This is a genomic window from Ruegeria sp. HKCCD6426, assembly GCF_057221115.1.
Map to the genome: position 1 here is coordinate 24693 of NZ_JBWVBF010000005.1, position 12623 is coordinate 37315.

Consider the following 12623-nt stretch of genomic DNA (forward strand, 5'->3'; position numbering starts at 1 on the left):
CGAGCAGGAGGCAGGTCATGAAAATCCTCGTCGTGGATGACGACCCACGCCTGCGCGAGCTTGTGTCAATCACGTTGGAGCGTGCCGGTTATCAGGTTGTCACCGCCCGAGACGGGCAGATGGCCTTGACCCACGCGTTCCGCGAAGCCCCTGCCTTGATAGTTTTAGATGTGGGTCTGCCCGAACTCGACGGGCTCGAGGTCTGTCGCCGTCTGCGCGCCCGGTCCGACGTACCGATCTTGTTTCTGACCGCCCGCGATGATGAGATTGACAGGATACTCGGCCTGGAACTGGGGGCTGATGATTACGTCACCAAGCCCTTCAGCCCGCGGGAACTGGTCGCGCGAATCAAGGCAATATTGAAGCGCAGCACATCGCAAGGATTGGAACCCGTCTTACGACACGGCCCGCTGGAACTGGATGCTGCTGGTCATACCGCGCGCGTGGATGGTACGATGTTAACCCTGACTGCGACCGAGCTGTCGATCCTGCGCCGGTTGATGCAAACACCTCAGGCCATCGTTTCACGCCCGCAGTTGATTGATGCGATTTATGGCGAAGGCAGCCCGATTGCTGACCGCACGTTGGACAGCCACTTGCGTAACTTGCGGCGAAAGTTGAGCGAGCAGGGTTGGGATTGCGCGATCGACACTGTGCACGGGATCGGGTTGCGGATGGGTCAATGGCCGGGTTGAAGCGCAAATGGCGCCCCTCGTTGGGGTTTGTTTTGGGTGGCGGGCTGGCAGGTACGCTGGCCCTGTCGCTGCTGGGCCTGATCGTGCTGCGGTACCTCGGCCCCGAGATCGGATTTAGCAACGCCGCAGCTCTGATTGCGGTTCTGATCGGACTGGCGACCGCTGTGCTGGGTTTTCTTCTGGTGCGCTTGTTGCTACGCCCTATTTCAGCACTGGCTGAATACTCAGCTGCAGTGCAAAAGGGTGAACGTGCCGATCCCCCCAACCATTTCGGTACGCAGGAATTGACCCGGCTAGCAGGTTCAGTGCTCGACATGGCTGAGACGCTGCAACGGCGTGAAGTTTCTGTGCGAAGTTTTGCCGATCATGTGACGCACGAACTGAAAACCCCTGTCACAGCTATTCGTGCTGCCGGCGAATTGTTGCAGGACACTGATGCGCTAAGCGATCAGGACCGGGCGTTGCTGGATCAGCTTTTGGGTGCAGGTGAACAGATGCAGGCCCAATTGAATGCGTTGAACCGGGTTGCCGCGGCGCGTGTTCCCGAACATCATGGTAAATCCCGGTTGATCGATCTGGTCCCGGACCTGCGCACGACTTTCCCAGAATTGGAGTTATCGATCGAAGAGGGAAACCAAGACATACCGCTGGCCGCCTCGGGGTTGCGTATTGTCTTACAGCAACTTCTGGACAACGCCCGCCGACATGGAGCCAAGCGTGTAATGCTGGCCGCGACTCCAGACGGCCTGACAATTCAGGACGACGGTCCCGGCGTGTCTGAGGGCAACCGCGACCGCATCTTCACCCCGTTTTTCACCACGGCCCGCGAAGACGGCGGCACGGGCATGGGCCTGACAATAGCTGCCAATCTGTTGGGCGCGCATGGAGGGCGGATTAGTTTTCTCCCGTCCGAGACCGGAGCCAAATTTGAAGTTGTATTTCTACGGGGTTGAGTGAGGCAGGACACTTGTAGACAGCTTAGGAGATTACTGCCGATAGATGAGTCTATTTGAAAAACAAGGGTTTGAATGAAGGTTCGCCTTGCCGCTTTGATCACCGCCTGCGCCGCCGCTTTGCTGTGGTTGGACAGCCCATCCAAATCCGAGGTGCTGGTCGGAACCTGTGTAAGTTCCAAGGCATCTGAATCCGAGGTGATAGCGGCGTGTACCGAGTTGATTGAAAATTCAGAAACAACGCCGGAATATCGTCACCTGTTCCTGACGGAGCGTACTTGGTCCCACAAGATCAATGACAGATTTGACCGCGCGATTGCCGATGTTAACCGAGCGCTGGAATTGCAACCGGACAATTACAAGACAAAGGTCTTGCGCGCGCAAATCCACGATGCAGGTGGTAATCACGAGGCGGCGTTACAAGATTACGACAATGCGGTCGAAATGGCACCAAATACATCCTTCACGCATTGGAAAAGGGCGCGGTATCTGGATTGCCATGGGGACCGCACCGAGGCATTCCAAGGGTACCAACGAGTGTTGGAGTTGAATCCTGAGGCGTCCAATGCAGCAAAATACATGGTCGACTATTTGTACCATTCCAAAGATTACGACAAAGCTCTGATCGCACTCGATGATGCAAGGGAGCGTTGGCCAGACTTACTTTGGGTGTATGACGATCAGGTTCAGTTGGACATCATGTATACCAAAAACGTTGAAAGCGCGCTCAACGCAGCTGACAATGCCTTGAAGCTAAGTGATAGACCTTTGATGGAGTTTCTTTTTCCCGCAGCCATCCATTTAACGATCGGTGACGAACAAGCGGGTATTTCCGCAGTTGAACGGTATGCGGACTGGTCCGTTACTTCAAATGCCCGAGAACGATCTCTTTGGAATCGAATCACAAGGGAAACCGGCGAGGAATCCAGTCTCATGAAAGGCGAAAAGTTTCTGCGCAGGGGCATGTTGTTTGCACATTTGGCCCGAGGAGATCTTGCTCGCCCCGAACTGATAGAATTCTTGGAAATTTCCGGCGTTGAGGCACGGGAGACTTTGGTGTCTTTGTTAGTAGACGATGGCGTCGATATATCGGAAGGCGATGGAGCCACGGATGAACTTCTCGTCGAGGCATACATTTCTCACCGATTTAATGAGGCGCCAGACTGGGCTCTACAAAGTCAGGAAAACCCGGCAGAGCATCACTGACATCGCGAATAGGCACTGATGTTGAACTCCCCCGTGTCAATATGCGCTCCCTGACACGGATTGATCCCAGACCAATCCTCATTTAAGGGAGGCCCTGTCAAATCAGAGTCTCCCGTGGGGTGCCATCGCCCCGTTACGGCTCGGTGCCAGTTTCACAACGGCACACACTCTTGGATCGCACGCCCCTGAAAGGCTTTAAAAAAGGTAGAGGAATATGGCAGAAAAATCGAACTTCGACGTATTGTATACCATTGTAGACGAAGCGCCCGAGCTGGCGAGCGCATCGTTCCTGCCCATCATCCGCAAGTTTGCCTCGGCCGCGGGTGTGAGCGTTGGAACCAAGGATATCTCGCTGGCTGGGCGCATTCTGGCGACGTTCCCTGAAAACCTGACCGATGAACAGCGCATCACCGATGATCTGGCCGCTTTGGGCGAATTAGTGAAGACGCCGGATGCGAATGTCATCAAGCTGCCGAACATCTCGGCCTCGGTCCCGCAATTGGTGGCAGCCGTCGAAGAGCTGCAGTCGCAGGGCTATGATATTCCGAACTATCCCGAAGAGCCTTCGACTGACGAAGAAAAAGCGATCCGCGCGCGGTATGATGCCATCAAGGGCTCGGCCGTGAATCCGGTTCTACGTGAAGGTAACAGCGACCGACGTGCGGCACGTGCGGTCAAGAACTACGCGCAGAAGAACCCGCATTCGATGGGGGAATGGGCGTCGGGCAGCCTGACCAAAGTGTCGTCCATGCCGGGCAACGATTTCTACGCAAACGAGAAATCGGCCACCATAACCGCCGCGCAGGCTGGCGACGCCAAGATCGAATTCGTAGGCAAGGATGGCAGTGTCACCGTTCTGAAAGACTGCTGGCCGCTGACTGAAGGCACCGTAGCCGATGCGACGTTCATGTCGGTCAAGGCGTTGTCCTCGTTCCTGGCGGATGCCATCGAGGATACCAAAGCCGACGGCACCATGTTCTCACTGCACATGAAAGCCACGATGATGAAAGTCAGTGACCCGATCATTTTTGGTTATGCGGTAAAGGCGTGGCTTGCGCCTGTCTTCGAGAAGTTCGGAGCAGAACTGGAGGCGTTGGGTGTGAACCCGAATTCCGGCCTGGGCGATCTGCTGGACCGTGTGAAGGACAATGCCGACATCATGGCCGCGATTGACGCGATCAAGGGCGACCGTCCGTCGATGTATATGGTGGACAGCGACAAGGGCATCACCAACCTGCACGTGCCATCAGACGTGATCATCGATGCCTCGATGCCTGCTGTGATCCGCGCGGGCGGCAAGGGCTGGGATGAAACCGGCGCCAAGGGCGATACCAACTGCATCATCCCCGACCGCTGCTATGCACCCGTTTACGATGAGAGCATAAAGTTCTTCAAAGCCAATGGCGCGTTGAACCCTGCCACGGTTGGCGCCGTCGCCAATGTGGGCCTGATGGCGCAGAAGGCCGAGGAATACGGCAGCCACCCGACCACATTCGAAGCACCCGCCGATGGCTCTATCCGTATCGTTCTGGCTAATGGCGAAACGCTACATTCGCATGACGTTGAAAAGGGCGACATCTGGCGTGCCTGCACCGTCCGGAAAGCGCCGATCGAGAACTGGATTCAGCTGGCGATGGACCGTCAACGCCTGACCGGTTCCGAAGCTATCTTCTGGCTGGACGCGAACCGCGCCCATGACGCCGAACTGATCAAATACGTCAAACCGGCGCTTGAGGGCGCAGGTGTGGCAGACAAGTTCCTGATCATGGCCCCGCGCGAAGCAACCCGTCAGTCGCTGGAGACGATCACGGCCGGCAAGGACAGCATCGCCATCACTGGCAACGTGTTGCGTGACTACCTGACCGACCTGTTCCCGATCCTTGAACTGGGCACCTCGGCCAAGATGCTGTCCATCGTCAAGCTGATGAATGGCGGCGGTCTGTTCGAAACCGGGGCAGGGGGCTCGGCCCCTAAACACGTGCAGCAGCTGGTCGAAGAAAACCACCTGCGGTGGGACTCGATGGGTGAGTTCTGTGCGCTTGGTGAATCTCTGAACTTCCTGGCCGACAGCAAGGGCAACGCCAAGGCTGGTGTTCTGGGTGCTGCGGCCGAAGCTGCAACGCAGGGCATTCTTGACAACAACAAGTCACCCAGCCGTAAGGTTGGTCAGCCCGACAACCGCGACAGCCACTATTGGTTCGCCCGTTATTGGGCCGAAGCGCTGGCTGCACAGTCGGACGACGCCGCCCTAGCAGCCGAGTTCGCGCCAATTGCCAAGGAGTTGGCCGACAAGGAAGAGCAGATTCTGGGCGAACTGGCCGCGGCGCAGGGCGTACCGGCGGATTTGGGCGGCTACTATCACACTGATCCGGCCAAAGCCGCAGCAGTGATGCGTCCCAGTGCGACACTGAACGCGATTATCGGGTGATGAAAAGAACCCAGACCCTAACAGGGTCTGGACCTAGGTTCACTGTATTCAGAAATGAAAACCGGCCTTCCTGAGGCCGGTTTTTTTGCTTCAGCAAACCAAGAAAGGGGCCGGCCCCCATAGCCAGCCCCTTTCTGAGTGAGTGGTGGGGCTTACGCCACACCGGTGTAGTTGAGTTAATCCTACTCTCATTACTCGCCCTGAATATTAGGGGATTCCCGTAGTGAACCAGTTTTTGTGAACAAGTTACGCGTAATTTAGACATAACGTATATCCAAATAAGCAAATACACTGATGGCAATCGCCGAGTATTCCGTATTTGGTTAACCCTGATTTCGGTAAAAAGTACGGCCGTTGACCAATGAAGTTCCGCTGCACAAAAAAAGGACCGGTCTCACGACCGGCCCCAGTCTTCCAGCTGAACCGAGGGATCAGTTCGATGCTGCCATCAGTTTTTCGTTATGTTCACGCAGTGTATCCGAAACGATGGCATACCATTCGCCGGATTCACGCATTTCATTCATACCCTTGTTCAGCATGGCCAGATATTGCTTGCCGAATGGGTTGCTGCGGTGGCTGATAAAGCGCAGCGACGACAGTGATGTCACGAAGGGGTTTTCAACCAAATCGTTCTGGTTCAAACCCATTTCCACCATGGTATCCGAGAACAGCTGAACTTCGAAAGTCGCAACGTCAGCGGTTCCGGTCAAAACGGCATCAAGGCATTCACGAGCCGTAATAGGTTGCATAAGTGTCATGGATTCGCCGTTGTGCAGGCCTTCCTGCTCCAGGTCGTGAATGAACCAGCCGTCCATCCGGCAGATGGTTGCGCCCTTTAGTTCTTCGAAGGTCGTTGCACCGGCAAAATCGCTTTCCGGTATCGTGTAGAAGCCGACGACAATGTCATAAACCGGAACTGACGAGTCGAACTGCGTGCAGCGAACTTCGGTTTCCCAAGACCATTCATAGGAACGGTTCGTGCAATCCGGCATGTTCCACGCCATTGACACGTCGAACGCGCCCAGAGGCAACAGTGTTTCCAGGTGTGAATTCCAGTCATCAACGAAGCTGACCGAATAATCACGTGCGTTACCGCCACGCTGCAGGGCTGTGGTTCCCAGACGCGTGATGGCGCCACCGCCATTCAGCGATTCATCCGCAAACGGAGCCCAGCCGTTGCCGGTGACCAACTTGATCGGAGGCTGATATACGCTGGAGCGTTTTACGTTTGCCGCACGCTGTTCTTCCGCAGCGATGATTTCTCGTGCCGACTGACCGTTCGGCAGGCTTCCGTCCTCACAAGGCAAAGCCAGTACCAGACCGGGTTCCAGGCTGTTCGGATTGGCGATGACATTGCGGTTCGCGTTGAAGATCGGCTGATAGTTTGATGTGCCGTAAGCTGCGATGGCAATGGTTGCCATCGTGTCACCGTCCGCAACCGTGTAGTTGGTACATGCTTCCTGCGCGGCAGCTGCACCGGCACTCACTGCTGTGAAGGCCACAGCCGACATCGCGATTTTCTTCATATCAAACATTTCCACTTCCTCCAGTGATTTGTGTTGTCAGGCTTCTTAGGAGCCTTATCCATTTTCCATTTGATGACGCAGGGCAGTGGACACGATATCCCGCCATTCGCCTGATTGCTGCATGATCGCCAGACCCTGATTCAGCGTCTCAAGGACCGCTTCACCGTCAGGATTATCTTTGTGTGTCATGATGTTAAGAGACTTGATCGCCGCAAGGTTGGGGTTTTCGACGATCTGGTGCTCGTAACCCAAGCGGCTGATGGCCTCGACTGCCAGATGCGCCTCGATCGCGACGATGTCGGCGTTGCCCTCCATGACCGCGTGAAAACAGTCATCGGGGGATACTGGTCGCATCAGCTTGATGACTGGTTCGTACAGGCTTACTGCGTTCATGTGCGACAGGGACCAGCCTTCGGGGCGGCAGATCGTGGCGTCCGCAAAATCTGCGTAAGTCCGCGTTTCAACGTAATCGGATCCCTCGCGGGCGAAGAACGTATCCACGACTTCGTAGAAAGGGTTTGAGAAATTGTAAGTTTCGCACCGCGCGCGGTCGCTTTCAGACAGCGCCTCCGCCGAGTCGCAATCCGGCCGCGACCAAGGAAAAGTCGCGTCAAAGGCCAGCGTCGGCATCAGCAGGTCCAGATGCGAAGACCAGTCGTTTACGAACTGAATTTTGTAATTCTGTTCAGGCGCAGCGCGTAGAAAGGCAGTCTCAACAAGCTCTGTATAGAGGCCGCGTTGGGGCAGGTTTTCATCGGTGAACGGTGCATAGTTGCCGCCGGTAATCAACAGCAGCTGGCGGTCACGGATTTCCGGGCGTGCGCCGTCATCCGCGTTGCGGATCAGGGCTGCGCCTTCCACGCGCGCCGCTTCGATTTCTTCCTTTGCGGCTGCTTTGGCTACGACCACGGCCTCTTCACTGGCCTTCTTGGCTTCTGCCTCGGCTACAGCAACGCGGGCTTCGGCCTCGGCGATGGCTTTTTCCGCCCGCTGCTCGGCGGCTTTGACCAGCTCTGCGGCCATTTCGGCAGCCATACGCCCGGCCTCAGTATCTGGCAGCTGCGGCGCGCGCCCTATTTCGTCGAGACAGGGAAGAGTCAGGACGTCGCCAACGCGAATGATGTTCGGGTTCGATCCAATGACATCGCGGTTGGCGTCAAAAATAAACCGATAGTCTTCGGTTGCGTAGACCGCAATCGCCAGTTCGCGTAGGCTGTCGCCGCGCTTAATTTCATACGTCGAGCATGCTTCTTGCGCCGAGGCTGTGCCTGTTGCGGCTGCAAGTGCCAGACTGGATATGATCAGATGTTTTCTCATGGGTCCCGTTGCTTTGCCTTTTTATGGTTTCGCCGGTTTGACCACGGCGATTGAAATGTTGTCCTGATCCGGATCGCCCTTGCCTTGAAGGGCCTGCAAAAGGGCGTCTGCGATATCGCGGGCCGGTGACTGGGCGTGAGTGCGTATAAGGGTCTCGATTTCAGGATTGCTGAGGTATTGCAGACCGTCGCTGCCGAGTATCAGAATGTCCGCTGGGCGCAGTGCCAGCGGCTGCTCGGGGCAATCCACCTTGGGGATTGCGGCTCCCATGATGACCGAAGTCAGTTGGTTGCGGTCGGGATGCGACAAAGCTTCATCCGTGGTCAACGTACCTTCGGTGACCTTAGCGTCGATCACGGGAGCCATCGAATGGTCCTCATTGATTTGCGTCAGCACCGCGTCGCGGAACAAATACAACGGGCTGTCACCGATCGAGATCCAGAACACCCGGCGGCCCAGCATCAGCATGCCCAGCAGGGTGGACCCTAATCTGACCCCGTGTTCTTCGCCGTGGCTTGCCACAGCGGCGTTGGCCTGCATTGCGGCCAACGGCAGGGCGTCGAGCAGAGCGCCCTCAACAAGGTCGGGTTCATCCAGCTGAGCATCCATTGCCTCGCGCCATGCGGAAATGACCAGCTCTGACGCGATGTCGCCTGCGTCATGCCCGCCCATCCCATCGGCGACAACGACATATCCCGCGCTGGCCGTGTCCGAGACACGGGCTGCAATCGCGTCTTCCTGCCCATCGCGCTGACCCTGATTCAGAATTAGGGCGATGTCATATGCAGGCGTCGCCAGCATTAATCGGCATCCCGCCAGTCAAAGCCGTCATCGCAGAAGGCGGTAAACCGGATCGAGGTTTCGCTGATGCGGATCAAATCGCCGTTGGATAGGGCAACGGTGCTCAGCACCGGTTTCCCATTCAATCGCACGAGGTTGGCTTTGCCGCCATGACCCAGGTAGCATTTTCGATCTTCGGGATCATAGGCGATCACCGCATGGTTGCTGCGTGAAATGCCGGTGTCGCCAAAATCCAACTGGATAGCCTGATCGTCATTGCGGCCGATCTGCATCAAACCCTCGGTCAGGGTAATACATGAGCCACGGCCGGGACCAGCAGTCACAACCAGCCAACCTACAGGAAAGGTTTGCTGAGCAGCTTCGGCCTTGGCGACTGGGGCGGCTGTTTCAATCATCTCTTGAACATGCGTATCCGCGCGTTCGAAGCCCAGGAAGGTCGTTTTAACACGAGAACGACGATCGGTGGCCGGGGCCGGTGCGGGTTGCTCGGAAACAACTACGGTCGATTCGGAGGTTACCTCGATCACGGGTTCAACAACCGGTTCGGGCTTCGGTTCCTGAGCGGGCTCAGAAGAAACTTCAACCAAAGCAGGCTCGACGGGTGTTTCCAGCGTTTCGTCTACACTCTCGGTGGCGGCTTCTGAGACAGCCGCTAGCATGGCGTCTTCGCTGCCATCCGACTCGGACGGGTTTAAGTGCAGAGTGACGATCTGTTCATCACTCTTTTCAATTTCTTCGGCTGGTGCCTCGGCCTCGGTGTCTTCGATTTCTGAACTGGAGCTTTCGTCTTCCAATTCCGGCGCAGTTTCAACCACGTCGCTTTCGGCGAAATCGGGCATCTTGTCTTCGGGGATCAGCTCATCTGCTTCTTCGTAGTTTTCTGCAGATGTATCACCGCCGCCCAATGCCTGACGCAGAGCGGCGAAGTCCGCAATCGGTGCGGGCTGCTCTGTTTTTTCGGCTTCTGCGGCGCTGGCTTCAGCTTTGTCTTCGTCTTTGGTTTTGCCGGCACCTTCGAGAAGCCGGCTGAGAGGGCTTTTGTATTTGAACATGGTGTCGACACCTTTTTTAGTTCTGGCACGGGGTTCAATCCGCGGCGTTGCTACAAACCTCCGCACTTGCGGGCGGGGTCACTGATGAAGGAGAAACAGCGAAACTAATTAACTTCGCGACGGGCCGGCTCCCGACAGAGAGGCGATATTAACGCCGCCCTCAGCAAACACACACTGGCGAATTTCACTCACACCGGTCAGATCTACTCCTGGGTTAGCTGCATGGTTGCAGCCGTCTCAGCCCCATTACGCAGTACGGTCACTTTCGCTTGGGGTATATTTTTGGAAACCAGAGAGGCCAGTACCGCATCCAGGCCTTCAGGGGCGTCAATCGCCAGACCAGTTTGGGTCTCATGCAACAGAACGTCGCCTTGCTGAAGGTTGCCTGCACCTTGCTGCGGTGCAGTAGTCACAACAGTCTGCCAACCTGTATCGCCTGAATGCCGCGCCTCGAACGTGTAGCCGTTTTGCAACCCGAACGCGCGGATAGCGGGCAAGGCCAGCAACCCGTTCTGTGCCCGGGTTTTACCCAACGTGCGGTAACGCGCGGTAACGCGGATAAATCCATCCGGATCAACCGAAAAGCCGTCCAGTACTTGCGCCGCCAGAGATGCATCTGCGCGCACAGGATTGCCATTCAACGTGTAGATCGTCGCGCCGCGCTGTACCCAGTCACCTATGACGGACATGTCCTGCCCGGATTTTATGCCGGTGACAGCAAGAACGTTCCCGGTGGTACCGCGACGTTTCGACGTGTTAAACGGGACTTCAACGTCCCAATGGCCAAATGCAACCTGATGCTCAGCCACGTTCACCGAAGCTTCAACTGCAACCGGTTCGGGTTCAACGGGTTGAACATCTTCCACGTTGGCCGTCGTTTCGACCGGCGCGGCTGCAGTGTCGGCCTCTTGGGCGACTTCGACCTGAGCTTCAGTCGTCTCTGCTTTTTCGTTCGTGGCTTCGGCGATGGCCGAGGCTTCAGGTTGGGTCTGCGCCTGCTCGATAGGCTGTTCCTGTCTGACCTCTGGTTCTGTTGCCAAAGCGGGTTCGGCCGGTTCCGGCTCTGATACGGCTTCGGCGGTCTGCTCGACCGGTTCCGGTACAGCGTTCACTGGCTCCGGAGTGGCCGGAGCCTGCGCTGTTACCGGGCTTGCTTCGGACGGTGTCTTGTCGCCCGACATTACGAAATATCCTCCAGCAGCGAGGGCAACCAGCGCGACGCCGGCGGCCATGACCATCTTGCTACTGCCGCCCGAGCCGCTTTGGACGATGGTATCCACCGCTGTGGGGGTTTCTTCCTTGGGCGTAAACTTGGCCAGCTCTTCTTCCGACTTGTCCTCATTGCCCAATGCCAAATCCGCGTTACCAGCCAACAGTGCTGTGACCACGGCTTCGGCGTTGTCGCTTTCCGCTTTGATGCGCGCTTTTTCCGCCGCTTCATCCTTGCGGTCCATTCCGACGATGACTGATACCGGACGGTAGGCAAAGGTTTCGAACATGACGTCCGGACCCCGGAACATACGCAACCAATCCAACGCGGATTGAAGCCTGTCAGTGGCGTGCACTTCCATCGCCTTGTCGATCGCTTCCAGGAACCCGTCCGGATACCCGTCAAAGAGTTCGGCCAGTGGCGTGTATGGATCGGATTGGCCACTGTTGAAGGCGTTCAAACGGGTTTGACCATCGATTGGACGTTCGCCGCTGATGGCGTGATACAATGTCGCCGCCAGAACATAGAGATCGCTGCTAGGACCCTGTTCCGCACCGCGAACATAAAACTCATGTGGCGAGTAGCCATCCTTGATCACGCGCAGTGTCAGCAAGGCGGCGGATTTATGTGCCGCTTGCTCGCGCGCTGCACCGAAGTCAATCAGGATCGGTTCGCCATGTTCGTCGATCAAGATATTGTCGGGCGATATGTCCCGATGCAACATGCCGCTTTGATGAATGAATGATACCGCCGACAGCATTTTTTCAGTGACCTGAACGATAAAGTCAGGTCCGCTTTCGTTGTTGGGCTTGTCGATGTAATCCAGCAGGTCGCAACCGCGGATGAGATCCATCGCGATGTAAGCAGTGTTGTTGTCTTCGAACACCTGGTGAACATCGACGATGTTGGGGTGTACCAGCCGCGCGTGATTGCGGGCTTCCTGAATGAACAGGTCTATGATCGAACGCAAGTCGTCTTTATGGTCCGGATCGGCTGGCTCGACCAGATCGCCATTTCTATGGCACAGAGCACCCGGATAGCACTCTTTGATGACTACATCGCGCTCCAGGCTGTCGCGTGCAAGATAGGTGATTCCGAAACCGCCATTGCTGAGAAAACTGATGATCTCGTACTGGCCGCGCAAAAGCTTTGCACCCGGTTTCAGGCCTTCGATTTGAGGTTCGTCGTGCGTTGCGCCGACCGCCTGGTTGTGGCTCATGTCTTCCCGCCCATTCAATTTAGTTTGCGGCACAAAAAACCGGACATTCAGCCCACGAAACTCACAACCAAAAACAACCGCAGGACACTTGAAACGGTTAGACGGTTCAAATTTGACTTTATTGGGGCCGCCTCATGGCTTCACTAAGGATGCGATTTTACAGAATCGCACATATAGTGGTTACCGTCACAATCGACACACCATGTTGTAAAATTA

General features: G+C 56.4%; 9 protein-coding genes. 4 read left to right on the forward strand and 5 right to left on the reverse strand.

What is annotated here, in order from left to right; genetic code table 11:
• Nucleotides 1-17 precede the first annotated feature (17 nt).
• The 4 genes from AC2TDA_RS15095 (at nt 18) to AC2TDA_RS15110 (ending at nt 5282) form a co-directional block, all read left to right on the forward strand.
• Nucleotides 18-695, forward strand: a complete 678-nt coding sequence (locus tag AC2TDA_RS15095) for a response regulator transcription factor (protein WP_480847465.1) — start codon at nt 18-20, stop codon at nt 693-695.
• Entirely contained in the window at nt 683-1648 is a 966-nt protein-coding gene (locus tag AC2TDA_RS15100; RefSeq protein WP_480879519.1) for a sensor histidine kinase, read from the forward strand. The genes AC2TDA_RS15095 and AC2TDA_RS15100 overlap by 13 nt, the downstream gene beginning before the upstream one ends.
• A gap of 153 nt (nt 1649-1801) precedes the next feature.
• Entirely contained in the window at nt 1802-2854 is a 1053-nt protein-coding gene (locus AC2TDA_RS15105; protein ID WP_480879520.1) for a tetratricopeptide repeat protein, read from the forward strand.
• 214 nt (nt 2855-3068) lie between these two features.
• On the forward strand, nt 3069-5282 hold the full coding sequence (locus AC2TDA_RS15110) for an NADP-dependent isocitrate dehydrogenase (protein WP_480879521.1): 2214 nt from the start codon (nt 3069-3071) through the stop codon (nt 5280-5282).
• 431 nt (nt 5283-5713) lie between these two features.
• Here AC2TDA_RS15110 and AC2TDA_RS15115 read toward each other — a convergent pair whose 3' ends face one another.
• The 5 genes from AC2TDA_RS15115 to AC2TDA_RS15135 form a co-directional block, all read right to left on the reverse strand.
• On the reverse strand, nt 5714-6817 hold the full coding sequence (locus tag AC2TDA_RS15115; protein WP_480847459.1) for a peptidoglycan-binding protein LysM: 1104 nt from the start codon (nt 6815-6817) through the stop codon (nt 5714-5716).
• A gap of 45 nt (nt 6818-6862) precedes the next feature.
• Nucleotides 6863-8125, reverse strand: a complete 1263-nt coding sequence (locus AC2TDA_RS15120; protein ID WP_480879522.1) for a peptidoglycan-binding protein LysM — start codon at nt 8123-8125, stop codon at nt 6863-6865.
• Between the two features lie 21 nt (nt 8126-8146).
• On the reverse strand, nt 8147-8926 hold the full coding sequence (locus AC2TDA_RS15125) for a PP2C family protein-serine/threonine phosphatase (RefSeq protein WP_480879523.1): 780 nt from the start codon (nt 8924-8926) through the stop codon (nt 8147-8149).
• Complete coding sequence (locus AC2TDA_RS15130; protein WP_480879524.1) at nt 8926-9978, reverse strand: FHA domain-containing protein; 1053 nt, start codon at nt 9976-9978, stop codon at nt 8926-8928. Before AC2TDA_RS15130 ends, AC2TDA_RS15125 begins: the two co-directional genes overlap by 1 nt.
• Before the next feature lie 203 nt (nt 9979-10181).
• Nucleotides 10182-12407, reverse strand: a complete 2226-nt coding sequence (locus tag AC2TDA_RS15135) for a serine/threonine protein kinase (protein WP_480879525.1) — start codon at nt 12405-12407, stop codon at nt 10182-10184.
• Between the last annotated feature and the right edge of the window lie 216 nt (nt 12408-12623).

Coding starts and splice junctions, on each gene's coding strand:
- AC2TDA_RS15095 (WP_480847465.1), top strand. CDS start 18: ATGAAAATCCTCGTCGTGGATGACGACCCACGCCTGCGCGAGCTTGTG.
- AC2TDA_RS15100 (WP_480879519.1), top strand. CDS start 683: ATGGCCGGGTTGAAGCGCAAATGGCGCCCCTCGTTGGGGTTTGTTTTG.
- AC2TDA_RS15110 (WP_480879521.1), top strand. CDS start 3,069: ATGGCAGAAAAATCGAACTTCGACGTATTGTATACCATTGTAGACGAA.
- AC2TDA_RS15115 (WP_480847459.1), bottom strand. CDS start 6,817: ATGTTTGATATGAAGAAAATCGCGATGTCGGCTGTGGCCTTCACAGCA.
- AC2TDA_RS15120 (WP_480879522.1), bottom strand. CDS start 8,125: ATGAGAAAACATCTGATCATATCCAGTCTGGCACTTGCAGCCGCAACA.
- AC2TDA_RS15125 (WP_480879523.1), bottom strand. CDS start 8,926: ATGCTGGCGACGCCTGCATATGACATCGCCCTAATTCTGAATCAGGGT.
- AC2TDA_RS15130 (WP_480879524.1), bottom strand. CDS start 9,978: ATGTTCAAATACAAAAGCCCTCTCAGCCGGCTTCTCGAAGGTGCCGGC.
- AC2TDA_RS15135 (WP_480879525.1), bottom strand. CDS start 12,407: ATGAGCCACAACCAGGCGGTCGGCGCAACGCACGACGAACCTCAAATC.